Here is a 26,453-nt window from a genome sequence, read left to right as displayed (position 1 = left end):
CGGAATCGCGCGGCGTAACTGCTTTCAAGCGCGGGTGCGAGAGGGAACTTTGAACACTTCGGATGAACGCATGCCTGTCTCGTTGCACGAGCTCAGGGAATTTGCCAAGAAACTGACGGATGGATCGCTATTCAAGGAAGCGACACTACTGGTGATCGAAGAACTGGAGAAGCGAGTCCAGTGCAGGAAAACGCTCCGGCGCTACCACTGCGAAGCTTCGGATTGAGCACCGTGCGTGTTCTCGGCAGTCCTTCATCAAGGACAGGGCGCTTGTCTAAGCGCCATCGACCAACGGCGCCATTCGCGCAAGGAAGAGGCTGGGACACCGACCCCAAGGCGCCCCAGCATTCCACACAACACTTGCGTTGCCGCGTGGACGACTAGCACTCACGACATCGATTGAGCGGCAACGCTTGTACGTTAGCGTAGGGCGAACGGCAAAATGCAAAAGAGTGCAAAGGGCCGATTCGTCACGCCTCCAGCGCAGGCTCGGATTGCTTCACGACAGACCGGCGCCAAAAGCGCCGTTCAGTGGATGCTCGCCTGGCCATCCGCCATCGAGCCTTAGCCAGGATCGGGACACGGGTTTTCTGTGCCCCCGGAACGACGTCATTGATGGCATCCGAACGACGACCGGGAAGTCAGTCATCCAATGATGATGACTTCCGCGACTGCCAGGGTCTCACGATGAACTTGTGCGGCGCGCTCAAGAACCCCCAAACCAGTTATATCCCTGGTCTACCCAATAGCCGCCGGGGTAGGTATTGGTGACGAACAGCTCCATGATGTGTTTGGGATTCTTGTAGCCGAGCTTGGTCGGCATGCGAAGCTTCATCGGATAACCATACTTGGGCGGCAGGCGTTCGCCGTCGTACGTGAATGTCAGCAAGGTCTGCGGATGGAGTGCCGTGGCCATGTCGATACTCTCGTAGTAATCGTCGGCACACCGGAAGCCAATGTACTTTGCCGAGGTATCGGCGCCGATCCGCTGCAGGAACGTGGCAAACGGCGTGCCGCCCCATCGCCCGATCGCGCTCCATCCTTCCACGCAAATATGTCGCGTGATCTGTTCGGCGTGGGGTAGCGCGTACAGCTCGTCCAGCGTCCAGCTTTTCTTTTCCCTGACGAGTCCGCCAACCTGAAGCCGGAAATCGTCGCCGTTCACCACCGTCACTTCGTCGATGCCGTAGAACGCGTTGAACGGAAATGGGCGCGTGATTTCCGCTTTGGTGTAAGTTGGCGCGAGCCGGTTCGGGTCGAACAGCCACGCCTGAACTTTGTCGTTCATGCGTGACACGCGCGACAGGAAGGTTTCCACCGAGGCATCGTCGCTCAGGCTGCAGCCGGTGAGCATGGCAAGGCCGCCGAGCGTCAGGATGCGCTTGCCGAACAGTCGCCGTGACGGCGCGTCGAGCTGCCGGCGTACATCGATGATCAGCGAATCGCGGTCGATGGCCGTTCGTCCGGAAGGTTTGGTTTTCACGATTCAGACTCCAGATGTGTCAGCGTCCGCGAATCATCGTCAGCAGACTACGCGGCACCAGCGCCACCATCACCAGATGCACGACGATGAAAGCCGCCAGCAAGGACATCGCGCAGAAATGCACCACGCGCGCAAAGTCGTACCCGCCCATCATCTGGCGCAGCAACGGAAACTGCACGGGTTTCCAGATGGCGATACCGGACAGCACCAGCACGAGCAGCACGAGCACCACCCCCAGATAGGCCAGTTTCTGCACGGCGTTGTACTGGCTCAGGTCGGCGTGAGACAGGCGTCCACGAAGCGCGGCAACCAGATCGTGCAGCACGGCGCGCGGTCCGAGCGGAAAGAACTTGCGGGCGAGTCGGCCCGTGACGATGTTCATCGCCAGATAGAACAGCCCGTTGAAGAACAGCAGCCACATGGCCGCGAAATGCCATTGCAGCGCGCCGCCGAGCCAACCGCCCAGCGTGATATCCGCGGGAAAACGAAATCCGGCAAAGACCGGCGACGCGTTGTAGATGCGCCAGCCCGACAGCATCATCACTACGGCGGCCAGCGCATTGAGCCAGTGCGAGATGCGTACCCAGCCGGGCTGGATCGCGCGCGGGGAGACGCGGGCGTGGCCAGCGTTGTGCGAGATTCCCATGTTGGTCTCCTGGCAAAGCCGGGCGCAGCGCCGATGTGGCTGGCTGGCGCCCGTCGTGCTTGTCCAATCGAGTGTTACTTGCTCATGGCGTCGCCATCCTTGCCCATCTTGTCGTGGGACTTCGGCTTGGCCATCTTGTCCTTGTGCATGCCATCCTTCGACATGCTGTCCTTCGACATTGCATCCTTGGCCATACCGTCCTTGGACATCGCATCCTTGGACATCGCGTCTTTGGACATCGAATCCTTGGCCATCGAGCCACCGGTCTGGGCGAACGTGGTGGTTCCCAACATCATGAACGCGGCGGAAACCACGGCGATTGCGATCTTGTTCATCTCGACTCCTCGTTACTTTGCATTGGACCGGCAGCTTTCCGGTCGACGGAACATCACGCCACGCCTGATTCGGCGGGGCATCAGATTCACACTCGATGTGTGCGTCTGACAGCAAATTCGCCGTGCGGGCGTGCCCGGTTACAGCGACCGAAGAATTTTTCTTTTCCGCATCGTGCCGATCCCGTGGGCCTGCGTTCGTCGACAAAGCGCCTTGCAACACACACAAGTGCCGCCAGCGCGTAGAATTCGCGCACATCAACGTGGCCACATGTAACCAACGCGATCGATGGAGCGAAATATCGAACAGGATGCGCTGCAGAGGCGGGAGTCTCGCCTGCTCGATCTTTTTACCGGCGGGCTGGCGGGCGACCAAGTATCGTATGGGCGATTTCTGACCGAGCTGGCGGCAATGCTGCGTGGCTATTTTCGGAACCGGCTGCCGCAGCAAGCGGGCGATGTCGAAGATCTGACCCAGGAAGTCCTGCTCGCCGTGCACAACGCGCGCCACACCTACCTGCCCGGGCAACCGCTGACGGCATGGGTGCACGCGATTGCACGGTACAAGCTGGCCGATCACTTTCGCGCCCATGCGCGGCGCGATGCGCTGAGCGATCCGCTCGATGCGGCGCAAGACGTGATCGCGGCGCCAGACCTGGAGCCCGCGCAGGCAAAGCGCGACCTGAACCTGCTGCTTGAGCAGTTGCCGGACCGCCAGCGCCTGCCCATCGTTCACGTGAAGCTGGAAGGGCTGTCGGTCAGCGAGACCGCGCGGATCACCGGCATGTCGGAATCGGCGGTCAAGGTAGGTGTCCATCGCGGGCTGAAGGCGCTCGCGGCAAAGATTCGAGGAACGCGATGAAAACAGACGACCTGATATCCATGCTTGCCACCGGCGTCACGCCGGTCGACCGGCACGCGGTTGGCCGCCGTTTTGGCATCGCGGTCATCGTGGGCGCTGTCTTGGCAACGTTGCTGATGGCGGCCACGCTGCATGTGCGCGCCGATCTGGCCGACGTTGCCGTCACACCGCTGTTCTGGGCCAAGGTGGCGCTGCCGTTTTCGCTGATGCTGGGTGCCTTGTGGATGGCCGCGCGGCTGGCGCGTCCCGGCATGGCGCCGTCGGCCGCCTGGCTGGGCGTTAGCGTACCGTTTGCAGCCGTATGGCTGGGTGCGATTCAAGTCATCACGCAGACGCCCGCCGCCGAGCGCGCGGCGGCCGTACTAGGCCAGACCTGGCGGGTCTGCCCGTTCAATATCGTGATGCTGTCCGTGCCGGTCTTCATTGCCGTGTTCTGGGCATTGCGCGGACTGGCGCCTACGCGACTGCGACTGACTGGCGCGGTGGGTGGGTTGTTGTCCGGCGCGGTGGCAACGCTTGCCTACTGCCTGCACTGCCCCGAGATGGGCGTCGCGTTCTGGGGTGTGTGGTACGTGCTTGGCATGCTGGTGCCAACCGCGCTCGGCGCACTGCTCGGGCCGCGCCTGCTCCAGTGGTAATCGTCGCCACGCCATTGCCACAGTATTGCCTCAACGCGATTCGTACCAGCGCTGCGACCGGTTCACCACGCCGACAACGAACAGCATCACGGGCACTTCGATCAGCACGCCCACGACGGTGGCGAGCGCCGCGCCTGATCGGAAACCAAACAGGCTGATCGCGGTAGCCACGGCCAGTTCGAAAAAGTTGCTCGCGCCGATCAGTGCGGATGGGCCTGCCACGCAGTGCGCAACACCGAGCTTGCGGTTCAGCAGATAGGCCAGCGCGGAGTTCAGCAGGACCTGAACCAGAATCGGCACGGCCAGCAGCAGGATGATCAGCGGCTGCTCGACGATGGTATTGCCCTGGAATCCAAACAGCAGCACGAGCGTCGCCAGCAATGCGGCGATCGAGTAGGGGCCAAGGGCGCCGACGACTCGCCGATAAGTGGCTTCGCCGCGTGCCAGCAATGCCTTGCGCATGACCTGCGCAATCAGCACCGGAATCACGATGTAAAGCGTGACCGATGCGATCAGCGTGTTCCACGGAACGGAGATCGACGACAGACCCAGCAGCAAGCCGACGATGGGTGCGAAGGCCACGACCATGATTGCATCGTTGAGTGCCACCTGCGAGAGCGTGAAATACGGATCGCCTTTGCACAACTGGGACCAGACGAACACCATCGCCGTGCATGGCGCCGCCGCCAGCAGGATCAGGCCCGCCATGTAGCTGTCGAGCTGGTCCGCCGGCAGCCAGCCCGCAAACAGATGGCGCACGAAGATCCAGCCCAGCAGCATCATGGAAAACGGCTTGACGAGCCAGTTCACGAAGAGCGTCACGCCGATGCCGCGCCAGTGTCCGGCAATCTGGCCCATCGCGCCGAAGTCGATCTTGATCAGCATCGGAATGATCATGACCCAGATCAGCAGCCCGACCGGCAGGTTGACCTGCGCCACTTCGATGGCGCCGATCGATTCAAAGATCGCGGGCAGCCATTGGCCAAGGACGATGCCGGCGACGATGCAAAGCGCCACCCAGATCGTCAGGTAGCGCTCAAAGAAGCCGATGGCGCCCGGTTGCGCGGCGCCGGCAGTGCCTTGTGCCGTGCTCATTCCCCGGACTCGACAGGCTGGGCGCCGATCGCGCGGATTTGCTGCTGGATGACGTTGTGGTCCAGCACATGCAACGGCAGGTTCACGAACTGGCTGACGCGACTCAGGATCTGCCGGAAGACTTGGTCGAACACCTTGCGCTTGTCTTCGTCGGAGCCTTGAATCGCGGCGGGGTCCATGAAGCCCCAGTGCGCGGTGATCGGTGTGCCCGGCCAGATCGGGCAGACCTCGCCCGCGGCCTGGTCGCACACGGTGATGACGAAGTCCATCTTTGGCGCATCGGGCAGGGCGAACTCGTCCCAGCTCTTGCTGCGCAAACGCGAAGTGTCATAGCCAATCGACGCGCATCGCTCGATGGCAAACGGGTTCACGGTACCGTTGGGATGGCTGCCGGCGCTGTACGCATGAAAGCGTCCTTTGCCGAGTACGTCGAACAGTGCTTCCGCCATGACGCTGCGCGCGGAGTTGCCGGTGCACAGCACCAGGACGTTGAAGGTTTTGTCGGACATGGTGATCGTTGGGGCGAGCAATGGCCTCCTCATCCGAGGCACCGGCGTGGGAGGCGGGTTGGCGAGGCGTCAGCAGCAGCCGGATTCCGGCGTGCAGCAGGCGGCTTTCGCGGGGGATTTCGGTGCGGGACTCAGAAGAACCGGTGTGCAACAGGCTGCGGCTTCCGCGTCGCGGTTGCGCGATTCGCCATAGGTCGGCGCGCTGCCGAGCGTGCGGAACGATTCCCACGCGATGCCTTGCGGATCCACCGACCAGTGCTTGTCCGAGTTCGCGTAGCAGCAGTTCGTTGCGGACTGAGACTGTATCGGCAGGTCGGCGCTGGCCAGCCGCGTTTGCATTTCCGCGAGTTCCGCATCCGTTTCCACCTGAATGCCCAGATGGTCGACACCGGGCTTTTCCGTGCGATGGGAGATGGCGAAGTTCACGCGCGGGTCGTCGAGCGCCCACTTCGCGTAGTCGTCCTTGACGACCGTCGGCTCCGCGTCAAAGAGCGCGGTGTAGTAGCGAATGCTGGCCGACAGGTCGGCCACGCTGACGTGGACGTGGAAGCGCTTCATGTTCAGGACTCCGTGGCGGGGGAACAGGAGGACACCGGCGCACACGGCGTGCCGCCGCAGCAGTTCTCGGTGAGATAACCCAACAAGGCGTGCATCGTTTCGAATTGCGCCATGTAGATGATGGAGCGGCCCTCCTGGCGGCTTGCCAGTAGACCGGCCCGGTGCAATTCCTTGAGATGGAACGACAGCGACGAGGCCGGCATCTCCATCAGTTCGGCAATCCGGCCTGCCGGCAGGCCATCGGGGCCGGCCTGCACCAGCAGGCGGAACACGGCCAGCCGGATGCCGTGGGCAAGCGCGGCAAGCGCTTCGAGTGCGTTATCGGTTTCCATGTTTCGAATATAGTCGAAATATAGAAGGGTTGCAATCGTCAGTTCGTGACACACGGCAACCGGCACGGCAGAAGAAAAAAGCCCCGCATCGCTGCGGGGCTTCCTGTTGCGGGCGGTGGTTTTGATCCGCCGCCGTCGTTGCGCAGACTTGATCAGTCCAGCACCCGGTTCCTCGACTCCACATTGACCGCGCCGATGGCGAACGCGCCGACCAGCAGCATCGTCGAAATCATCGCGAGTGCGAGCGTGAAATGCGTGGCCATGACCGGCGCGATGATGGCGGGTGCGAACAGGCCGCCGAATCGTGCCACGGCGCCCGCGGTGCCCATACCAGTTGCGCGCAGGTCGGTTGGATAGACCTCGGGGGTGAATGCGTAGAGCGCGCCCCAGGTACCAAGCAGCGAGAAGCTCATCAGCAGCGTCGAGCCGATGACGACGGTGGGCGCCGTGCCAAGGCTATAGAGCATGCAGCCAACGGCGCTGAGCAGCAGGAATCCGATCAGCGTGGGCTTGCGGCCCCAGCGCTCCACGCCATAGGCCGACAAGGCGAATCCGGGAAGCTGCACCACCGCCAGCACTACCAGGAACACCTGTCCGCGCATGAATGCGAAGCCTTCCGCGCTGAGCTTGATCGGCAGATAGACGAACACGCCGTAGTAGGCAATCGAGATCAGTGCCCAGGCGGCCAGCAGTGCGATGCTGCGACGGCGAAAGCTCGTGGAGAACAGCGCGAAGACGGACTTGGGTTCGACGGCTTCGGACTTGAGCTCGGGAATTTCCACGTTCCGGCCGTTCACTTTGGCCACGCGCTGCAGAACCTTGCGCGCTTCGTCCGACTTGCCGCTTCGATTCAGGAACATCGGCGACTCGGGAATATAGAAGCGCAGCACGACGCCGATCAGCGCGGGAATTCCCGTGACGAGGAAGATCACGCGCCAGGCTTGATCGCCGTAGGACAGTGCGGCAAGCGCCAGCAGTGCCAGGCAGATGGTGCCGATGGCCCAGAACGATTCCAGCAGCACGAGCCAGCGGCCGCGTCGATCGCTGGGCAGGAATTCGGCCATCATCGTGTAGTCGACGGGCAGCGTGCCGCCGACGCCAATGCCGGTCAGGAAACGCAGGGCAAGCAGCCAGGTCAGTTCGGGGGCGAACGCGGATGCCACGCCGCAAACCGCATCGATCACCACGGCCATCATCAGCACGGGACGACGACCGATGCGGTCGGCCAGCCGCCCGAAGAAGAATGCGCCGATCAACATGCCCACGAAGAAGAACGTGCCGGTTTGCAGTGCCTGGGGCACCGTGATGCCAAAGGTCTTGGCGATCGATGGCGCGCTGAAGCCGATCGACAGCACCTGCATGGCGTCAGCCAGCCACACCAGGCCGAAGATGACGAAGAGACGATACTGGAACTTGCCGACGCCCGCCGCCTGGATGCCGCTTTCCAGAGACGCCGCGGCCGAGCTGGCGCGGGAGGTTCGATCGAGACGGTCGCCGCGAATGTCCTCGCGGTACACATCAGGCGTCGCGGCCGCCACGGGGGGCATGGCAGCCGCAGAGTCTTGATACGGGGATTGCATTGTCGCTCCTTATGGCGTGTCCGCCGTGGTTTGTCTACCCGAGATCTGGCCGTGCCGGGCGGCCCTGCTTTGTCGCAAGGTCCGCGCCAGCCGTACTGCGATCGATTTGAATCGATTCTGTGTATTGATCGACTTTCCAATGTCCCATCGCCGCGTGATTCTGGTGCGCTGGCGTGCGATGGGGCGCGTTGCGGCACTCATGCAGGGATCACTGCATCAATGCGTGGACTGCGTTCGAATCCTGGAAACCGCTTCTTCAACACCCTGCCAGCGAGGCTGGTCCGGTGCGAACCGCTCGCGCAGGTAATGCACGAGTTCCGTGACCTGGGCATCGTCAAAGCTGCTGGCGAAGCCGGGCATGTAGCCAATGCCCGCGTGGGGCGGTGCGGATACGCCATGCAGCACGGCCTGGATCACGTTGTCCGGGCGTGCGCTGTGCAGATTGCTGTTCAGGGCCAGCGATGGCTTGACGCCAAACTGCGGCACGCCCGCGTTGCCCTGGTGACAGACGGCGCAGGCGCTTTGATAGAGACGGTCCGTGGTGCCCGACAGTCGCAGCGCCGCCGCATTGCTGCGGGCTTCGACTTCCGCAACCTGTGGGACGACGGTCTGCGCCGGCGCACTGTACGACGCCACGTAATGAGCGATCGCGCGCACATCGCTTTCCGGCAGCTCGCGCAAACTCTCCACGACCGGCGCCATAGGCCCGGCGGCGGCACCGTGGCGCGCGGCGTAGCCAGTGCGCAGGTACTGGAACAGATCGTCCTCGGTCCACGGCACCGGCGATTTCGATAGCGCCGTCAGCGCGGGGGCCTCCCAACCTTCGGCTTCGCCACCGGTCAGATAAGCCTTGCCGCCTTTCTCCGCGCCGAGTGCGTTGCGCGGCGAATGGCAGGCGCTGCAATGGCCCAGTCCTTCGGCCAGATAGGCGCCACGATTCCACTGCGCCGATTGGCTGGCGTCGGGCTGGAATTGCTCGTTGCGATGGAACAGCGCATTCCATCCTGCCAGCGCGGGACGGATGTTGAACGGGAACGCGAGCCTTGTTTCGGGCGGACGCGACACCACCGGATCGGCGGCCATCAGGTAGGCGTAGAGCGCCTGCATGTCGGCATCGCTGACCTTGGCGAATGCGGTGTACGGAAAGGCCGGATAGAGACGGCGTCCGTCGCGGTGGATACCCTCGCGCATGGCGCGTTCGAACGCCGCGTATGACCAGTTGCCGATGCCAGTTTCGGCATCGGGCGTGATATTGGTGCTGTAGACCGTGCCGAAAGGCGTCTCCAGCCCCAGGCCGCCGGCATTGCGTGTGCCGCCGGGAGCCGTGTGACAGACCGCGCAATCTCCGGCGGCCGCAACCAGGCGTCCCCGCTCGATGGTCGCGGCCGAGTAGAAGCCCGGCACCGGCGGCGCGACGGGTGCAATCGGCGCGCGCCACGGCATCACGGTGGCGCACAGTCCGGCCAATGCCGTCAGCGGTGCGAGCGCGGCCAGCAGCCAGCGTCGTTTGGTGGGTTTGCCGGGTGCCTGCGATTGATCTGCCAGCGCCTGACGGATCTGTCCGGCGCTGAACGGTGGCTCGCGCAGCCGAATGCCGGTGGCGTCATGGATCGCGTTGGCCACCGCCGCAGAGGCTGGCAATGTTGCGGAGGCGCTGCCCGCCAGCGCGCCGACGACGTCGACGCGGGTTTGCGGTGCAATGGCAACCGACGATGTATGCGAGGCCAGCGGGTATGCGTCGTCGGCCTGCTGCGTGCCATCACCCCATGCATCGAAAGCGCCACCGCCAACGGTAAGCTGGCGCGTTGCGGCGGTGACGTCATCCTGAATCGATGAAGGGCGCTGCGGTGCGGCGCTGGCGCGTGTCTCGCGCTCGTGTCCAACCGTGACGCGCGTGACACTGATATCGCCAGTGCGGCCATCGACTTCCACGTCGGCCACCCACGCGGACCACGTGCGGGCCGGATGGCCATCGTCGATGTCGATCACGCTGGCATAGGCGAAACCGCGCCCGCGCCGCACACCATCCGCCGCCTTGGCGTAGCTCTGCAGCGGCCCCTGCCAGTCCGACTGGGCCGCCACGCGCTCGATCAACTGACTACCGGTGGTGTCATCGAGCCATTGGAGGCGTAGCGCCACGGGATCGGTGTTCGACTGTACCGCCAGCTCATCGAGATGCGATTCGTGCGCGAAGACCTGGCCACGCGCTGCAATCTCCGCAGGCACGTCCAGCGGCAGCGTCGCCAACACATCGAGATGATCGACCGCATAGGGCGGCGCCAGGCCGGGGTCGACGTTGACGACATCCGCGACTGGCGATGGCGTGCCGGTCTGCTTCAGGGCAATCGGCTGGCTCGCCTGCGCGGGTGCGGAAGCGGCAATCCGATACGCCGAAGCGGGCGCCAGCGCGCCGCTGACATCGAGCGTCAACCGGGGCGCGAACGCGCCGGCATCGGCGGCGTGGAAGTCGGTGCGTACCGGCCGTGCCGTTGCGTGCGCGATCAGGGCGGCATCGGCGGCGGCCTGGCTGGCGCAGAAGCCGTCGTGCCGCGCCGGTGGATCGGGATCGCAGACGATGAATACGCTGGCTTCGGGAATGCGCAGCAGCGCGGCCAGCGCCGTGCGCAGTGCGGCCGGCTGCGAGCAGGCCACCCAGACGCGCAGTTCGCCATCGCTCCAGTCGGCCGTGGCGGTGCCATATGCGTCGGCGCGCGGACTCATCAATGGCCAGTGATAGGTGGCGTCGATGCGACTATCGCTGCGATCCAGTGCACCGCTGGCATCGCCGTGCGACGCAATGCGCGCTTCACCGCCATTGGCGGGCGCGGCCGGCGTGGTGATCGCCTGCCATGCCGGCCGCAGGGCGGAGGCCGCTGCCATCGCTTGCTCGCGCGACGCGGCAACCACAGCCAGAAAGTTGCCGCATGCGACGATGTCCGCGACGCCGTCGCAGCGGCGCGCCGCTTCGTCATCAAAGTCGGTGAGTTGTCCTGGCCCATCCGCCGGGCGCACGACATACCCGTACAGCGTTGCCGCCGGCAACGCCAGATGGACCGATTCGCGCGTGCGGGCGTTCATCGAACCGTCTCGAATTCCCGCCGCGCGACGGCCTCGCGCTGCAATGCGGCGGCACGCCGCACGGCGCGCATGATTTCCACATGCGTGCCGCAGCGGCAAAGGTTGAAGCGCAGCGCCTCGCGGATCTCGGCTTCGCTCGGGTCCGGGTTTGCCGCAAGCAGCGCCTTGGTGCTCATGATCATGCCGTTGAGGCAATAACCGCACTGCGCCGCCTGTTCCTCGATAAAGCCCTGCTGCACGGGGTCCGGCTCCGCGCGGGTGCCAAGGCCCTCAAGCGTCGTCACCGCACGCCCCACGGCCGCGCCGGCCGGCACGATGCACGAGCGGGCCGCCACGCCATCGATCAGTACCGTGCAGGCGCCGCACTGGCCCAGCCCGCACCCGTACTTGGGACCATTGCAGGCCAGGTCATTGCGCAGCACATAGAGCAATGGCGTTTGCGGGTCCACACAGACTTCGTGCGAATCCCGGTTCACGCGCAACATCAGGGGGCGGGGCGCGGACATCGGGTTCCTGGGGGCGTTTGGTGTTTCGGATCAGGCTGCCGCGGGCACCGGCCGGGCAGCCGGTTCGCGCAGGGCCACGGAGAACACGTCATAACCGAAGCACCAGTCAGGGTTCTCGTTGGTGCGCAGCCACGTGTTGTCGTGCGATACCTTTTGCACCTTGCTGGCGCGCTCGGCACGGTTGGCCTCATACAGCGCGAACGTATAGGCGTGGTCCTGCAGGCCGGCCTCGACAAAGCAGCGCGTCAGCATCGCGGCATCCTCGATGGCCATTGCGGCACCTTGCGCCATGTGCGGCTTCATCGGATGGCAGGCGTCGCCCAGCAGCACCAGGCGGCCACGGCTCCACAGCGGCAGCGGATCGCGTTCCAGCAGCGGCCACTTGGTGACTTCGACCGTGCCCTCGATCAGCGACTGTACGCCCTGATGCCAGCCGTCGAATGCGGCGCGCATTTCTTCGATGCTGCTTGGCACCCAGCTCTTGCTCATGTCCCACTCGGGCTCGGGCACGCCGGTTACGTAATAGATTTCGTCGAGCTTGCTCGTGTCGAAGTAGACCATCATGTGGCGATCGTCCGACCACCACTTGGTGCAGCGGTCGTGGGTGAACCCCTTGACGCGCGAGATCGGGAAAACGGCCCGGTGGGCCACATAGCCGGTGTACTTCGGCGGCTCCGCGCCGAGCAGGTGCTCGCGGATGCGCGAGTTCACGCCATCGGCCCCGATCACGATATCGGCTTCTTCCACCGTGCCGTCGGTAAAGGTCAGCTTCACCACATCGCCAAGGTCTTCGACGCTTTCCAGCTTCTTGTTGAAGGCGAGGCGGCTCGGCTCCACGGCGTCGGTCATCAGCGCATGGAAATCGCCGCGATGCACGGTCAGGTAGCTGGCGCCGTAATGCGACAGCGCGTAATCGCCAAGCGGAATCTGCGCGATGACTTCACCGGTGTTCCAGTCGCGGCTGTACCAGTAGTCCGGATGGCAGCCCATGCTGTTCATCGCGTCCTCGATCCCGATACGACGCAGGATCTTCATCACGTTCGGACCAACGTGGATACCGGCGCCCAGGCGCGAGAAGGCGGGCGCCTGCTCATACAGCTTCACGTTGAACCCTGCGCGCTGGAGCAGGGCGGCGGCTGCCGTCCCACCCAGGCCCGCACCGATCACTGCAATTCGAGTATTCCCTTGCACGACGTCTCTCCTGAGTTGGTCTGTCACGTTGAAATCGAGTGTACACACCATAAATTTTCAAGTAAAGGCGACTTTACAGAAGCTAATGGAAACCCTGATGATTCATCGTCAACTTTAATTAAATGCCCATAGATGGCGAAATAATGCGCTAAATACGGGATTCATTCATTCAGAACGCACTGAATGAGTGCGCTGCGCAGCAACAAATCCGGTGTTGTAAAAATAAGGTGTGTACACTAGAATTTTTCGGAAAGGCGCCGGACCGTGCGCCATGCGTCCCGTGCGGCATGGGCGGGTGGGTAGACAAAGACACAGACGATGGAGTGACAAGTGCAGAAAGTTTTCCGGATCGGACAGATCGTCCCCAGTTCCAACACCACGATGGAGACCGAGATTCCCGCCATGCTGGCCGCGCGCCAGCTCGTGCGTCCCGAGCGCTTCACGTTCCACTCAAGCCGCATGCGCATGAAGACAGTGAAGAAGGAGGAGCTTGCGGCGATGGACGCGGAATCCGACCGCTGCGCGCTGGAGCTGAGCGATGCCCGCGTCGATGTTCTCGGCTATGCCTGCCTGGTGGCGATCATGTCGATGGGGCGCGGTTATCACCGCACTTCCGAAACGCGGCTGAGGTCGCGCACCGAGGAAAACGGCGGCACCGCGCCGGTAGTGACCAGCGCGGGCGCACTGGTCAACGCGCTCAAGGTGATCGGCGCGAAGCGCATCGCCCTGGTGGCGCCCTATATGAAGCCGCTCACCGAACTGGTGGTGGACTACATCCAGCATGAGGGTTTCGAAGTTGTCGAATGGCGCGCACTTGAGATCCCGGACAACCTGGAGGTCGGCCGCCATGACCCGTCGCGCCTGCCCGGCATCGTGGCAACGATGAACACGAAGGATGTGGACGCCGTGGTGCTGTCGGCCTGCGTGCAGATGCCGTCGTTGCCGGTGGTGGAGAAGGTCGAGGCGATGACCGGCAAGCCCGTGATTACGGCGGCCATTGCCACCACCTATGCGCTGCTCAAGGAGCTGGATCTCGAAGCGGTGGTGCCCGGTGGCGGCGCGCTGCTGTCCGGCGCCTACTGAAGGACGGCGCCATGAGCACGTTTCTCTACGGCGGCAATGTGCACGCCAACGGCATTCGTCAGCACTACCTGCGCTACGGCGGCACGGCTGACGGCCGCGATGCGCGCGACGCGGTGATCATCGTGCCGGGCATCACGAGTCCGGCCATTACCTGGGGCTTCGTCGGCGAGCGCTTTGGCACGCGCTTCGATACCTATGTGCTCGACGTGCGCGGCCGGGGCCTTTCCTCGGCGGGCGATGCGCTCGACTACAGTCTCGATGCGCAGGCCGCCGACGTTATCGCGTTCGCCCAGGCACTGGGTCTGGCCCGATATCAGATCGTCGGACACTCGATGGGTGGCCGCATCGGCATTCGCGCCGCTCGTTCCAAGCCCGCCGGTTTGACGCGGCTGGTGATGGTCGACCCGCCGGTCTCGGGCCCGGGCCGCCGCGCCTATCCAGCGCAACTGCCCTGGTATGTCGATTCGATCCGTCTTGCCACGGAGGGTGCCGACGCCGAAGCGATGCGCCGCTTCTGCCCGACGTGGACCGACGATCAACTGCGGCTGCGCGCCGAGTGGCTGCACACGTGCGACGAGCGCGCGGTGCTGGCCAGCTTCGACGGTTTTCACACCGACGACATCCATGTGGACCTGCCGCATATCGGCGTGCCAACCCTGCTGATCACGGCCGCGCGTGGCGATGTCGTACTGCCCGCCGACGTGGATGAGTTGAAATCGCTGCGCCCCGGGCTGCTTGAAGTCCGCGTGCCCGATGCCGGCCACATGATCCCGTGGGATAACGAAGCCGGCTTCTATGCGGCTTTCGCCGATTTTCTCGGCGCACCGCTCGCAGGTTGAGCGCTACTGCAAGGAGCCAAGCATGGCTGTCAGTGACTATGACCTGACCTGCGCGTGGAAGCAGGTCCTAACGCTGTCGAAACTGGAACCGGGGCAAACCGTCACCGTGCTGACGGGTGCCGATACGCACCCGCAGACGCTGCGTACCGCGCTGGTGGCCGCCGCGTCGATGGGCGCTATCGTCAACCGCCTGGACTTGCCGCCCGTCAACGGCGAAAAGGCGTTGAGCCGCGACGCGCTGGCGTATCTCGGCACGACGCCGCTCACCGGCAACCCGGCCGCCATCGCCGCGCTGAAGGCCAGCGATCTGGTGCTGGACCTGATGACCCTGCTGTTCTCGCCCGAACAGCACGACATCCTCGCTACGGGCACCAAGATCCTGCTCGCCGTCGAACCGCCCGAAGTGCTGGCCCGCCTGGTGCCGACCGAAGCGGACCGCGCGCGCGTGAAGGCCGCCACGGCGCGGCTCGGCCGGGCAAAGACCATGCACATCACGTCGGAAGCGGGAACCGATCTGCATTGCGAACTGGGCGAGTTTCCGGCGATCAGCGAATACGGCTTTGTCGACGAGCCGGGCCGCTGGGATCATTGGCCAAGCGGCTTCGTGCTGACGTGGCCGAACGAGGGCGGCACCAACGGCCACCTCGTACTCGACCGTGGCGACATCCTTCTGCCGATGAAGTCCTATGTGCAGGAGCCGATTCACGTGACCGTCAGGAACGGATACGTGACCAGCATCGAAGGTGGACTCGATGCCGAGCTGCTGGCCGATTACATGGCGTCGTTCAACGATCCCGAGTCGTACGCGATGTCGCATATCGGCTGGGGCCTGCAGCCGCGCGCACGGTGGTCCACGCTGGCGATGTATGACCGCGAGGCAACCATCGGCATGGACGCGCGCGCCTACGAAGGCAATTTCCTGTGCTCGTTCGGTCCGAACAACGAGGCGGGCGGCAGCCGCACCACGGCCTGCCATATCGATATTCCGCTGCGCCGCTGTACGGTCAGCCTGGACGGCGAGGCAGTCGTGGCCGCAGGCAAGGTGCTGGACGGCGCGGCCCAATCCAGCCAGGAGCCTGCTCATGCATGAAGAAGTACAAACCTATCGTCGCCAGGGCTTTGGCACGGCGATGGACCTCAAGGCACCGTACGGCCTGCTGATCATCGACTTCGTCAATGGCTTCGCCGATCCGGCCGTGTTCGGTGGCGGCAATATTCCCGAAGCGATTGCCAACACGCAGCCGCTGCTGGCCACCGCGCGGCGCATGGGCTGGCCGGTTGCCCACAGCCGGATCGTGTTCGCCGACGATGACGCCGACCACAACATCTTCACGCTCAAGGTGCCGGGCATGCTGACGCTGAAGGAAGATGGCGCGTCGAGCCAGATCGTGCCGCAACTGGCGCCGGCGCCCGGTGAGCTGGTGGTGCGCAAGACGGTACCGTCCGCGTTCTTCGGCACGTCGCTGGCGGCGTGGCTTGCGCAGCGCGGCGTGCAGACGCTGCTGGTAGCCGGCTGCGTGACCAGCGGCTGTGTGCGCGCGAGCGTGGTCGATGCGATGTCGTACGGCTTCCGGCCACTCGTGCTGTCCGATTGCGTGGGAGACCGCGCCATCGGCCCGCACGAAGCGAACCTGTTCGATATGGAGCAGAAGTACGCGATGGTCATGCCGCGCGATGCCGCGTTGGCGGCTATCGGCGCGGTAACGGCGCAAGCCGCCTAAGCCAGGCGGCGTGGGCGCCCGCGCGGCCGGCGCGGCGCCTGCACCGCGTCCACCGGCAGGATGTCGGCCTGATGGCAAACCGCGTTGAGCACGGTACGCTGGATCACGTCGCGCCAGTGCGTCACGGCTGCCGCGCTCATGATCGGCTCGCCAAGGAAGGCGCTCAGCGTATGGTGGTTGGAGTTGTAGAAGTAGCCCAGCGACGCGATGATCAGATACACGTCGCGCGCGGTCAGTCCGGGCTGGAAAGTGCCGGCCGCGATGCCCCGTGCCAGGATGCCATCCAGCACGGACAGCGCGTAGCCGGAGATTTCGTTGAGCCGTTCCGATTTCCTCGCATGCCGGGCGCGGCTCAGGTTCTCGCTGTTGAGGATGGCAACGAACTCGGGATGGTCAAGGTAGTATCGCCAGACGAAGTCGATGAGCTGCGTCAGCGCGCGGACGGGGTCGTCCGGATCGAGTTCGAGCTTTTGTTCGGCCTCGTTCAGTTGCAGGTAGATGGTCTCCAGCACTTCGATGAACAGCTTTTCCTTGCTGCCGAAGTAGTAGTAGATCATCCGGTCATACGTGTTGGCCAGCGACGAGATGCTCTCGATGCGGCCCCCGTCGTAGCCGCGCTGTGCAAAGACCTTGATGGCCGCCTTGAGAATCTTGGCGCGCGTGTCCTGGGCCTGGCGGGCGCGGGTGCCGGGTGCGGCGGGCGCGGTTTTCGTGTCGTTGGGCATGCGGGCCGAAAGTCTGGGAAGAATCCAACAGCGCGCCGGCGAATCAGTGCGCCGGCGCGGTTGCCAGTATAGCCGCGCGCTGTGAGACGGCGCGGCAAGGAAGGACGATCGATGCAACAAACACCGCGCGCATTGCGTGAAGCGTTGTTTCAGGAGCAGGGCGTGCTGCTTGTGACGCGCCCCGCGGCCGCCGCGCCGCGCCCGTCGCCGGGCCAGCCGGGCGCGGCGTCGGACTTTGTCTCCGATCTGCCCGATATCTTCGTGGCGATCCGCGCCTCGGGGGAGATCCTGGCCTTCAACGGCCATGTCGACCTTGGCACGGGCATCCGCACCTCGCTTGCGCAGATCGTTGCCGAAGAACTGGAGGTCGAACCGGAAGCGGTGACGATGGTGCTTGGCCACACCGAGGCCACGCCCAACCAGGGGCCGACCATTGCCAGTGCGTCGATCCAGATATCGGCGCTGCCATTGCGCCGCGCGGCCGCGCAGGCGCGTGCGTGGCTCGTCGCCAGGGCGAACGGCGGTCCGGTGAACCTGGCTTCGCTGCTGGATGGCGAGCACGTCGAGCTGAAGCTGGCCGACGATGTCAGGACCAAGCCGGCGGACCAGTATCGCGTGGTGGGACGCAGCGCGCCTCGCGTCGATATCCCGGCCAAGGCGACCGGAGAGCTGACGTTCGTCCACGACATGCGGGTGCCGGGCATGCTGCACGGCCGCGTGATACGTCCGCCGTATGCCGGCCGCGACAGCGGCGACTTCGTCGGCACGAGTCTGATCGATGTGGACGAGGCGTCCATTGCATCGGTGCCTGGCGTCGTGCGCGTGTTTGTGGAGGGCGATTTCATTGGCGTGGTTGCCGAACGCGAGGAGCAGGCGATTGAAGCCGCGCGCCGGCTCAAGGTGCGGTGGAAGCCGGTGCCCCCGCTGCCTGATCTCAATGCACCCGAGGCGGCGCTGCGCGCGGCGCCATCGCGGCGGCGCGAGCTGCTGCAAACCGGCGATGCGTCCGCAGCCATCATCGCGGGTGCGCAGAGTCTGGCGCGAACCTATGTCTGGCCTTACCAGATGCACGGTTCCATCGGCCCGTCATGCGCGTTGGCCGATTGGCGGGACGGCGGACTGACCATTTGGTCGGGCACGCAGAATCCGCACGTGCTCAGAATCGACATGGCGCGCCTGACCGGCCTGGACGAAGGCGCGATCGAAATCGTGCGCATGGAGGCGGCTGGCTGCTATGGCCGCAATTGCGCCGACGATGTCTGCGCCGATGCCGTGTTGCTATCGCGCGCCGTGGGGAAACCCGTGCGCGTGCAACTGACGCGCGAGCAGGAACATCTTTGGGAGCCGAAGGGCGCCGCCCAGCTGATGGACGTGCAGGGCAGTGCCGATGCCGATGGCCAGCTGACGGGCTATTCGTTCCTGACGCGGTATCCGTCGAATGACGCACCCGTGCTGGCGCTGCTGCTGACGGGACGGGTTTCGTCCGCGCCGCGCATGCTGGAGATGGGCGATCGCACATCGGTGCCCGCGTATGGCTACGCATCGATGGATATCGTATGCGACGACACGCCAGCCATTGCGCGGGCATCGTGGCTGCGTGGCGTGTCCGCGTTGCCGAATACGTTCGCGCACGAATCCTTTATCGATGAACTGGCACATCGGTGCGGCGCCGATCCGCTTGCGTTTCGCCTGCGGCATCTGCCCGACGAGCGCGCCCGCGAGTTGCTGACCGCGCTGGCGCAAGCTGCCGGGTGGCGCGAGGGCGCGCACGGATCGCGCGGTGAACGCGACGCCGACGGGTTGCTGCGTGGACGCGGCGTAGCCTATGCGCGCTATATCCACAGCAAGTTTCCGGGCTTCGGCGCGGCGTGGGCGGCGTGGATCGCCGATGTCGAAGTCGATCCCGCAACTGGCAATGTGCGCGTCACGAGACTGCATGTGGGGCAGGACACCGGCATGATGGTGAACCCCGACGGCGTGCGTCACCAGATTCACGGCAATGTGGTGCAGAGCCTGAGCCGCGTGTTGCGCGAGCAGGTGCGATTCGACGGACAGGGTGTGGCGAGCCGCGAATGGGGCAGCTATCCGATCATCGGCTTCCCGGATCTGCCAGCGATCGATGTGTTGCTGATGCCCAGGCAAGAGGAGAGTCCGCTGGGCGCCGGCGAATCAGCTTCGTTGCCGGGCGCTCCGGCGATTGCAAACGCGTTGTTCGATGCCACGGGTGTTCGCTTCACGCAGGCGCCGTTCACGCCGGAAGTGGTCAGGCAGGCTTGCGCGGCCAGCTTGTCGCCAGCGTAACGCGGCACCCACTCCCGCGGGGGCGGGAGTGGGATTGCCGGGATCAGAACTTGTGCCGCACGCCCATCACCGCGCCGAGCTGATTCGTGCCCGCCGCGCCAATCGTCGTCGATGGGCCATTGAGTCCGATCCGCGAGCCATCGTCATTGCGGATATACGCGACCTGCGCATACACATCGGTGCGCTTCGAGAACGCATAGTCGAGCAGCAGCGACGCGCTCCATGCATCGCCATTGGCGCGCCGGTCGTTGAGCCAGTAGGCGGCGCCGCTCAGTGAGAGTGCTGGCGTCAACTGATAGCCGGCACCGATCCAGAACAGGTCGGCACGGCGCGATGGCACCGTGGTGGTGGTGCCGATATTTCCATTGAGCCAGCGATAGCCCGCGTACACCTTCGCATTCGAGAACTTGTAGGTGCCGGCCACTGCCAGGCGCTGATCCTTTTGCGACGAATTCTGGCCCGCGATGCCGGCGGTGCCCTGCTGCATGTCGTAGATCACCGTCGCCCCGACGTTGCCGGCGTTGTACTCCACGCCCCCGCTGATCGCGCGATCGCTCTGTGGATTTCCCGGTACTTCGCTGGCAATGGCGCCGCCCGACAGCGACGTGCCCCGCGCGAACGAATACAACCCCGTGACCGTGAAGCCACCAAACTTGCCGACATACTTGGCCGTGTTGTCGTATCGACCGGCCGTCATCGTATCCATCATGAAGATGGAATAGCGCGGCGACACCGCCATCGCGTCATAGTTGATCAGGATGTCGTACAGGATGTTGTTCTGGCGGCCCAGCGTGACGCGGCCGTATTGCGATGACAGTCCGGTGAATGCCTGGCGTCCGAACAGACGTCCGCTTTGGGCGGCGGTGCCGGCGTCGATGTCGAAGCCATTTTCGAGCACGAACAGCGCCTGCAGGCCGCCGCCGAGATCTTCGGTGCCACGGATGCCCCAGCGTGAGCCGGACAGGTTGCCGGAGGTCATGCGGGTCAGGCTATGGTTGCCCGCATCGGCGTGCGTCAGGAATTCGATACCGGCATCGGCCACGCCGTAGAGCGTGACCGACGATTGCGCTTGCACCGCGTGCGCGGCAAGCATGGCTGCGGCGGCGATGCCGAGATGTCGAAGGGAATAGCGAGATTGGCTCATTTGTTCTTGGATGTGTGTCATGTCGATTTCGTCGCCTTCCCTCGCTGCGGATCGAAAACAGCGCGCACGCTGCCATCGCCCCACGCGCGAATTCAGGACGCAGGGACGAACGCGCTCTCACGGGGGCTGGCTTGCGCCCGCGCAGCTTGGAATGCAGCGAAAGGGAAGGGGGATCTGCCTGCTGGAACCTGGGCGGTGCCCCGGAAGGTCAGTCGACGAGCAGGTTGATCTTCGTCGCGAATTTCTGCCAGCGATCGATGTCGGTCGTCACGAGCTTCTGGAATTCGGCCGGTGTGCTGGTGGTCGTGGCAAAACCCAGTTGCGCCAGCGATGCCTTGATCTCGGGTCTGGCAACCGCTCTGGCGATTTCCGCATTGAGTTTTTGCACGATCTCGGGCGGTGTATGGGCGGGCGCCAGGATGCCGAACCACTGGTCGACGTCGTAGCCCGGCAGGCCAAGCTCGCCGACCGTGGGCACGTCCGGCAGGAACGGCGAACGCGCCTTCGACGTAACGGCCAGCGCGCGCAGCTTGTTGCTCTTGAGGTAGGGCACCGTATTCGTCAGCGTGTTGACGCTGACATCGGCCTGGCCGCCAAGTACGTCGGCCATCGCCGGGGCACAGCCCTTGTACGGCACGTGCAGCATCTCGATCTTCGCCGAGATCTTCAGCAGCTCGCCGGCAAGATGCTGCGGCGTGCCATTGCCGCACGACGCATAGCTCGGCGGCGATCCGCTTTTGCCGGCGGCCAGCAGGTCATTGAACGTGCGCAGTTTCGACTGGTACGGCACGGCGATCACCGAGGGCACAGAAGCGAAGGTAATGACGGCGCTGAAGTCGGCCTTCGGGTCGAACTGGAGTTTCTTGAAGACGCTCGGGTTGATGGCGAAGCTGCTGTTGACGATCAGCAGTGTGTAGCCGTCGGCGGGACTCTTGGCGACGTACTCCGCGCCGATATTGCCGCTGGCGCCGGGCCGGTTGTCGACTACCACGGGCTGGCCGAGCGACTTGCTGATGTCGGCGCCAATCAGGCGCGCAAGGGCGTCGGTCCCCCCGCCTGCCGGGAAGGTGACGACCATGCGGATGGGCTTCTGCGGGAATGTGCTCGCGATGTTGGCCTGGGCACGCCCAGGCAGGGTGCCTAGCGTGCCGGCCACGAACAGCAGCGATGCCAGACCGCTGACGACGGATAGGGGTCTCATGTATATGCCTCGTCGGTTAGGTTGAAGGAAAGGGGGAAGCCGGTCAATCCGGATCAATGCGTATCGCCTGGCCACATTCGCCACGGGCCTGCGCCAGCGCGGCCTGCAGGTCGGCGGGCGACTCCGCATGAATGCGATAAAGCGCCTGGCCCGCTGCCACATGCGCGCCAATCGTGCACATCAGGTCGACGCCTGCACCTGCACGGCGCGGCGCGCCTGCCGCACGTGCCACGCCGGAGATCCGCAGACCGTCGATCGAAGCCACGCGCCCGGCGCTTTCCGCGCCGATTTCGCACGTATGCGTGCCCGACGTCACGGCCACGGGGCGGCGGCCCTGCGCTGTGGCGATGCTGTCGAATGCGGTCTTCGCCTTGCCTTCGTCCAGCAGCGCAGTCGCAATTCGCATGCCGAGTTCGGGCGATCCCACGCGCGGGTCGAACGCGATGATTTCGGCGGCAAAGCGCAGGGCCTTCGCGCGCAGGTCGGCGGGCGCGCCGGGATCGTTGTCGAGCACCTGCATGACATCGCGCACTTCGAGGGCGGGGCCGATGCCGCGGCCTATCGGCCTGCTGCCGTCAGTGGCGAACGCGCGTACGTGCAGGCCCAGTCCCTTGCCGACCTGCTCGAAGAGCGTGCCCAGTGCCTCGGCATCCTCTCGCGTGGCCATCTTGGTTTGCGGCCCGTAGGGCAGATCGACCATCACATGCGTGGCCCCTGCGGTGTATTTCTTCGACAGGATCGATGCCACCGACCAGCGGCGCGAGTCGAGCTTCAGCGGTCGGGTGATCGCATTCATCACGTCGTCCACGACCGAATGGTTGAGGCGGCCGTTCCAGGCAATGCATGCGCGTGCCTGGGTCACGCATTGCCGGACATCGTTCTGCGTCAGGTCCACGCGCGCGACGGTTTCCATTGCATCGGCGGTGCCGGCCGCCGAAGTGATGGCGCGCGAGGATGTCTTCGGCATGGCCAGGCCATACGCGGCCACGATTGGCACGACGATCAGCGTAATGCGGCTGCCGGGGACGCCGCCCATCGAATGCTTGTCGACGACTACCGGCTCATCCCACTCGATGCGCGGCGTAAAGGCGGTGCGCGCGCGCGCCAGTGCCACGACTTCGTCATCGGTGAGGTTGCCCGTGGCGGCGATCAGGAATTCCTTCAGTTCCGCTTCGCTGTAGCGCCCGGCAATCGCGTCGCGCAGCACGGCCACGTAGGCGGCTTCGTCGAGCGCATCGCCGCGCAGCTTCGCCTTCAGGTTGACGCGACTCGCCGGTGGTACGGCGGCGGGCGCATCCTGCCGCAGCGCATCGACGAAACGTGCCACGCCGACTTCAAGCGTGCTGTCGTTCGATACCGTGATGCACGGCACGCCGTCGGGCAGTAGCGCAGCCTGCCGCGCCACGCGGCGGGCAACTTCGTCTCCCGATTCGCGGCCGCGCGATGCAATGCGCTGGGCAAGCACTTCCTGCGGCGCGGTCACCAGGACCACCGCAAAGCGGGGCAGGCGCGCCGCGAGATCGGCCACCACGCCACGTGATCCATTCGCAATGACGTGCGTGCCGGTGGCGAGGATGTCCGTCAGTGACGTTGGCAGTCCGTAGCGCAGGTCGTGCGCGTCCCACGTGACCAGAAATTCGCCAGCTTGCTGACGTCGTGTGAACTCCATATCGGACACGCCTTCGTGATCCTCGCCCGGCGATCCGCTCGGACGTGTGATGACACGTCGTGCGAACTGGTAGCCGCTGGTGAGAATCGCGCGTGCACCGTCGATCAGTGAGTCCTTGCCCGCACCGCTGGGGCCTACCACAAGGAAGAATATGCCGGTCTTGTTCATAATTAACTTAGACATCGAAGTTGTAGGCTTATGCTAGCACCGGCCAGTGGTCTGTCAAGATAAGTTCGATGTCTAAGTTAATGCAAGGGGCGGGCCAGCTCCCGCAAATCCAGTGTGTACGCGGGATTCCTGGCGAACTCAGGGAAAACGCGCAGTCACCGCGTGCGCGCTTGCGGTGCCCCGTGCATCGACAGCGCGCACGGCGCACTGATGTAGTGAGCGCTACATCGGGTGATGTGCGATGCGGCAGCGGCGGTGCCGCGCCGGAGGCGCTATCATGTGCGCTGCCTACGCCTTTACTGTTACAAACATGGCCACGAAAAAGCCGGATAGCCCTGTCTCGCTCACTCCTACCGACGAAGTCGAGGAAGAACGCCTTGCCCATTTGGTAAAGGACGCGGCACGCGCCTATATCCGCGCGCTACAACTGCGGCTGGCCGACCACGCGGTGTCGTATGGGCACTGGACGATCCTGCGGATTCTGTGGCGGCACGACGGGTTGTCGCAGCGCGATCTGAGCGAGCGCGCAGGCGTGACGGAACCGACGACGTTCGCGGCCGTGAAAGCGCTTGAGGCGCTCGGCTATGTCGAGCGCACGCACCTGCCCGGCAACAAGAAGAAGGTGCACGTCTTTCTGAGCAAGACCGGGCGCGCGCTGCGCCGCAAGCTGGAGCCGCTGGCTACCGAGGTCAACGAACTCAGCGTGGAGGGCCTCAGCGAGGAAGATGTGATGACCACGCGCCGTGTGCTGATCACGATCGCGCAGCGGCTGGTGGCCGATGAGATGGCGTTGGCCGAGCGTGGCCGGCGCGTGCCGTCCACACAGGAAGTGGGGCGCCTGCTGACCGATCTCTAAGGCCACGCAGCCAACTCAGCCAACGCAGCCAACTCAGCCAATGCAAAAGACCCTCGGCGGGCTGACCGGCGAGGGGGAAGCCTTCTCGGGTGAAGGCGCGAAAATCCGCGGAAATATCAGGCTTCGTCGAGGCCGATATCGACGGCCGGTGCCGACTGGGTGATCTTGCTCGTCGAGATGTAGTCCACGCCCGTTTCCGCCACGGCACGGATCGTTTCCAGCCGGATACCGCCCGATGCCTCGACCTTGGTCCGCCCGTTGACGATCTGCACGGCTTCCTTCATGTCGGGCACCGACATGTTGTCCAGCATGATCACGTCCACGCCGGCGGCCAGTGCCTCATGCACCTGCTCCAGGCGGTCGCATTCGACTTCGAGCTTGGTCAGCACCGGCAGCTTGCGGCGCACGCGCTCGACGGCGGCGGAGATGCTGCCGCAAACCGCGATGTGGTTGTCCTTGATCATCACGCCGTTGTCCAGGCTCAGACGGTGGTTGAGACCGCCGCCGCACGTGACCGCATGCTTTTCCAGCGCACGCAGCCCCGGCGTGGTCTTGCGACTATCGATCAGTCGCGCCTTGGTGTGTGCGATGGCTTGTGCGTACGTTGCCGTGTGGTTGGCGATGCCGCTGAGCCGCTGCATGATGTTCAGCGCGGTGCGTTCCGCGGTCAGCACGCTGCGGGCATTGCCGCTGACATTGAGCAGCACCGCGCCTTTCTCTACCTTGTCGCCGTCGGCCACGCGCACGTCGAGCGAAAGCGTCGGATCGTAGCGCGCGAAGATACGCGCTGCCACATCGATACCCGCAATCAGCATCGGCTCGCGCGCGTTCATGCAAAACGTGCCCGTCTCTCCCGGCTCGATCATGGTCTGGACGGTCAGATCGCAAATGCCGATGTCCTCGGTCAGCCAGAGGTCGATCAGCTTGTCCGTGGCGAAAATGTCATACATAAGTGTGCTCCTGAACAGTGGTTGTCGCACTTCAATAATCTTAGACATCGAAGTACATGGCGTAATACTAGCGCCTGGCCCAGCCATGTCAAGAATAATTCGATCTCTAAGATAAATTGCGCAAGACAGGCCATGACCGTCCCGTGGGGGTCAGGTGCGGAGCAGGGCGGAAGGGAGGGGAGGCTGAGGCGCGCGGAGGGGTGCGCGCCGGAGGAAGGGGGTCAGGCGGGGCTGTCGGCGTCGGCGGCGGACTCCGGCGGCATGTCGTCGAGTTCGCTCATCTTGCGCAGCAGATAGATCAGGGCCACGCGCTCGGCGGGGTTCAGGCCGCCCATCGTGCGTTCGCTGATGTCCTGCGCGAATGGCACCACTTCATCGATCAACGTCTGGCCGGCCGGCGAAAGCAGCACCACCACCTTGCGGCGGTCGCGCGCGTCATGAGACACCACGATCAGCTCGCGGGACTTCAGCCGCTCGATGATGCCGCGAACGGTGGCCTGGTCGATCGCCGTGGCGCGGGCAATTTCACTGAGCGAGCACGATCCATGTTCCTGGATGGCGCAAAGCACCACGAACTGGCCGGCGGTCAGTTGGGAGTCGGGAATCGTTTGCTGGAAGATGGCGACGTGCCGCTGATAGGCGCGGCGCAGCAGATGCCCAACCTGTTCCGTGAATTCGTAATTGTCGTTCTGGCGCGGGTCGTGGCTCTGACGTGTGTTCACAAAAGGCTACCCAAGGCTGCGAATCCGCCGAAGTATACCCGCGCTCACACTTTCCACTGGTGCGGGCGCTGTAGAATGTCGCCCTGCCGATTACCTGGCTTGGTCTGGCGTTCGGCGAATTTCCTGGCCGAGGACGCCAGGGGGCGCCTGCCCGAACGTCCAGCTTCCCCGCGAAGCAAGCGCGATCCATGCCGACTACCGTGTTCCGACGCATGCTGGCCGACCGCCACGCCCGCACTCAACGCGGTGACGTTATCGACACAT

25 protein-coding genes are annotated in these 26,453 nt (G+C 64.5%); 8 read left to right on the top strand and 17 right to left on the bottom strand.

The window, feature by feature from the left end:
* Positions 1-706: 706 nt before the first annotated feature.
* From AC3FLX_RS10355 to AC3FLX_RS10345, 3 genes are all read right to left on the bottom strand, one after another.
* On the bottom strand, positions 707-1,483 hold the full coding sequence (locus AC3FLX_RS10355; RefSeq protein ID WP_488696187.1) for a molybdopterin-dependent oxidoreductase: 777 nt from the start codon (positions 1,481-1,483) through the stop codon (positions 707-709).
* A gap of 19 nt (positions 1,484-1,502) precedes the next feature.
* Positions 1,503-2,129, bottom strand: a complete 627-nt coding sequence (locus AC3FLX_RS10350) for a cytochrome b/b6 domain-containing protein (protein ID WP_488696185.1) — start codon at positions 2,127-2,129, stop codon at positions 1,503-1,505.
* A gap of 74 nt (positions 2,130-2,203) precedes the next feature.
* The gene (locus AC3FLX_RS10345; RefSeq protein ID WP_488696183.1) at positions 2,204-2,464 is read right to left on the bottom strand and encodes a pentapeptide MXKDX repeat protein; all 261 of its coding nucleotides are present in this window, start codon (positions 2,462-2,464) and stop codon (positions 2,204-2,206) included.
* 286 nt (positions 2,465-2,750) lie between these two features.
* Between AC3FLX_RS10345 and AC3FLX_RS10340 the strand changes: the two genes are divergently transcribed.
* Entirely contained in the window at positions 2,751-3,323 is a 573-nt protein-coding gene (locus AC3FLX_RS10340) for a sigma-70 family RNA polymerase sigma factor (protein WP_488696182.1), read from the top strand.
* Positions 3,320-3,961 carry a DUF1109 domain-containing protein gene (locus AC3FLX_RS10335; RefSeq protein WP_488696180.1) on the top strand — a complete coding sequence of 214 codons (642 nt, stop codon included), beginning with the start codon at positions 3,320-3,322 and terminating at the stop codon, positions 3,959-3,961. The genes AC3FLX_RS10340 and AC3FLX_RS10335 overlap by 4 nt, the downstream gene beginning before the upstream one ends.
* 30 nt (positions 3,962-3,991) lie before the next feature.
* Here the strand turns inward: AC3FLX_RS10335 and arsB are convergent, their stop codons facing one another.
* The 8 genes from arsB to AC3FLX_RS10295 form a co-directional block, all read right to left on the bottom strand.
* Complete coding sequence (gene arsB / locus AC3FLX_RS10330) at positions 3,992-5,056, bottom strand: ACR3 family arsenite efflux transporter (protein ID WP_488696179.1); 1,065 nt, start codon at positions 5,054-5,056, stop codon at positions 3,992-3,994.
* Entirely contained in the window at positions 5,053-5,565 is a 513-nt protein-coding gene (locus AC3FLX_RS10325) for an arsenate reductase ArsC (RefSeq protein ID WP_488696178.1), read from the bottom strand. The genes arsB and AC3FLX_RS10325 overlap by 4 nt, the downstream gene beginning before the upstream one ends.
* A 69-nt stretch (positions 5,566-5,634) precedes the next feature.
* Positions 5,635-6,123, bottom strand: coding sequence for an ArsI/CadI family heavy metal resistance metalloenzyme (locus AC3FLX_RS10320; RefSeq protein WP_488696176.1), 489 nt, complete (start codon positions 6,121-6,123; stop codon positions 5,635-5,637).
* 2 nt (positions 6,124-6,125) lie between these two features.
* The gene (locus AC3FLX_RS10315) at positions 6,126-6,455 is read right to left on the bottom strand and encodes an ArsR/SmtB family transcription factor (protein ID WP_488696175.1); all 330 of its coding nucleotides are present in this window, start codon (positions 6,453-6,455) and stop codon (positions 6,126-6,128) included.
* A 152-nt stretch (positions 6,456-6,607) separates the two neighbouring features.
* The gene (locus tag AC3FLX_RS10310; RefSeq protein WP_488696230.1) at positions 6,608-7,903 is read right to left on the bottom strand and encodes an MFS transporter; all 1,296 of its coding nucleotides are present in this window, start codon (positions 7,901-7,903) and stop codon (positions 6,608-6,610) included.
* Positions 7,904-8,251: 348 nt separating this feature from the next.
* Positions 8,252-11,113 carry a c-type cytochrome gene (locus tag AC3FLX_RS10305; protein ID WP_488696173.1) on the bottom strand — a complete coding sequence of 954 codons (2,862 nt, stop codon included), beginning with the start codon at positions 11,111-11,113 and terminating at the stop codon, positions 8,252-8,254.
* Positions 11,110-11,619 (bottom strand): (2Fe-2S)-binding protein, encoded by a 510-nt coding sequence (locus tag AC3FLX_RS10300; protein WP_488696172.1) that lies wholly within the window; start codon positions 11,617-11,619, stop codon positions 11,110-11,112. Before AC3FLX_RS10300 ends, AC3FLX_RS10305 begins: the two co-directional genes overlap by 4 nt.
* 30 nt (positions 11,620-11,649) lie before the next feature.
* Positions 11,650-12,810, bottom strand: coding sequence for an FAD-dependent monooxygenase (locus AC3FLX_RS10295; RefSeq protein ID WP_488696170.1), 1,161 nt, complete (start codon positions 12,808-12,810; stop codon positions 11,650-11,652).
* Positions 12,811-13,140: 330 nt separating this feature from the next.
* Between AC3FLX_RS10295 and AC3FLX_RS10290 the strand changes: the two genes are divergently transcribed.
* Genes AC3FLX_RS10290 through AC3FLX_RS10275 form a run of 4 tightly spaced genes read left to right on the top strand, consistent with a single transcriptional unit; the run spans position 13,141 to position 16,453 of the window.
* Entirely contained in the window at positions 13,141-13,893 is a 753-nt protein-coding gene (locus AC3FLX_RS10290; RefSeq protein WP_488696168.1) for a maleate cis-trans isomerase family protein, read from the top strand.
* 11 nt (positions 13,894-13,904) lie between these two features.
* Positions 13,905-14,732 carry an alpha/beta fold hydrolase gene (locus tag AC3FLX_RS10285; RefSeq protein ID WP_488696166.1) on the top strand — a complete coding sequence of 276 codons (828 nt, stop codon included), beginning with the start codon at positions 13,905-13,907 and terminating at the stop codon, positions 14,730-14,732.
* Positions 14,733-14,754: 22 nt separating this feature from the next.
* Positions 14,755-15,822 carry a 2,5-dihydroxypyridine 5,6-dioxygenase NicX family protein gene (locus tag AC3FLX_RS10280; protein WP_488696165.1) on the top strand — a complete coding sequence of 356 codons (1,068 nt, stop codon included), beginning with the start codon at positions 14,755-14,757 and terminating at the stop codon, positions 15,820-15,822.
* The gene (locus tag AC3FLX_RS10275) at positions 15,815-16,453 is read left to right on the top strand and encodes an N-carbamoylsarcosine amidohydrolase (protein ID WP_488696163.1); all 639 of its coding nucleotides are present in this window, start codon (positions 15,815-15,817) and stop codon (positions 16,451-16,453) included. The genes AC3FLX_RS10280 and AC3FLX_RS10275 overlap by 8 nt, the downstream gene beginning before the upstream one ends.
* On the opposite strand, the gene AC3FLX_RS10270 is transcribed toward AC3FLX_RS10275, so the two are convergent.
* Entirely contained in the window at positions 16,450-17,178 is a 729-nt protein-coding gene (locus tag AC3FLX_RS10270) for a TetR family transcriptional regulator (protein ID WP_488696162.1), read from the bottom strand. The two genes, AC3FLX_RS10275 and AC3FLX_RS10270, sit on opposite strands and share 4 nt — an antisense overlap.
* 111 nt (positions 17,179-17,289) lie before the next feature.
* Here AC3FLX_RS10270 and AC3FLX_RS10265 point away from each other — a divergent pair, with 111 nt between their 5' ends.
* Positions 17,290-19,479 carry a xanthine dehydrogenase family protein molybdopterin-binding subunit gene (locus AC3FLX_RS10265; protein ID WP_488696160.1) on the top strand — a complete coding sequence of 730 codons (2,190 nt, stop codon included), beginning with the start codon at positions 17,290-17,292 and terminating at the stop codon, positions 19,477-19,479.
* A gap of 43 nt (positions 19,480-19,522) precedes the next feature.
* Here AC3FLX_RS10265 and AC3FLX_RS10260 read toward each other — a convergent pair whose 3' ends face one another.
* From AC3FLX_RS10260 to phnN, 3 genes are all read right to left on the bottom strand, one after another.
* Positions 19,523-20,644 carry a porin gene (locus tag AC3FLX_RS10260; protein ID WP_488696158.1) on the bottom strand — a complete coding sequence of 374 codons (1,122 nt, stop codon included), beginning with the start codon at positions 20,642-20,644 and terminating at the stop codon, positions 19,523-19,525.
* 187 nt (positions 20,645-20,831) lie between these two features.
* Positions 20,832-21,824, bottom strand: a complete 993-nt coding sequence (locus tag AC3FLX_RS10255) for a tripartite tricarboxylate transporter substrate binding protein (RefSeq protein ID WP_488696157.1) — start codon at positions 21,822-21,824, stop codon at positions 20,832-20,834.
* A 43-nt stretch (positions 21,825-21,867) separates the two neighbouring features.
* Positions 21,868-23,661 (bottom strand): phosphonate metabolism protein/1,5-bisphosphokinase (PRPP-forming) PhnN, encoded by a 1,794-nt coding sequence (gene phnN, locus AC3FLX_RS10250; protein ID WP_488696228.1) that lies wholly within the window; start codon positions 23,659-23,661, stop codon positions 21,868-21,870.
* A gap of 310 nt (positions 23,662-23,971) precedes the next feature.
* On the opposite strand from phnN, the gene AC3FLX_RS10245 reads away from it, so the two are divergent.
* On the top strand, positions 23,972-24,517 hold the full coding sequence (locus AC3FLX_RS10245) for a MarR family winged helix-turn-helix transcriptional regulator (protein WP_488696156.1): 546 nt from the start codon (positions 23,972-23,974) through the stop codon (positions 24,515-24,517).
* Between the two features lie 116 nt (positions 24,518-24,633).
* Here the strand turns inward: AC3FLX_RS10245 and nadC are convergent, their stop codons facing one another.
* Both nadC and AC3FLX_RS10235 read right to left on the bottom strand, forming a co-directional pair.
* A complete protein-coding gene (gene nadC, locus AC3FLX_RS10240; protein WP_488696155.1) occupies positions 24,634-25,467 on the bottom strand; it encodes a carboxylating nicotinate-nucleotide diphosphorylase in 834 nt (277 codons plus the stop codon).
* 221 nt (positions 25,468-25,688) lie between these two features.
* Entirely contained in the window at positions 25,689-26,189 is a 501-nt protein-coding gene (locus tag AC3FLX_RS10235; protein ID WP_488696154.1) for a MarR family winged helix-turn-helix transcriptional regulator, read from the bottom strand.
* Positions 26,190-26,453: the final 264 nt, after the last annotated feature.

Source organism: Cupriavidus sp. 291-E7 (assembly GCF_057798835.1).
This window is presented reverse-complemented; position numbering and strand designations above follow the sequence as displayed.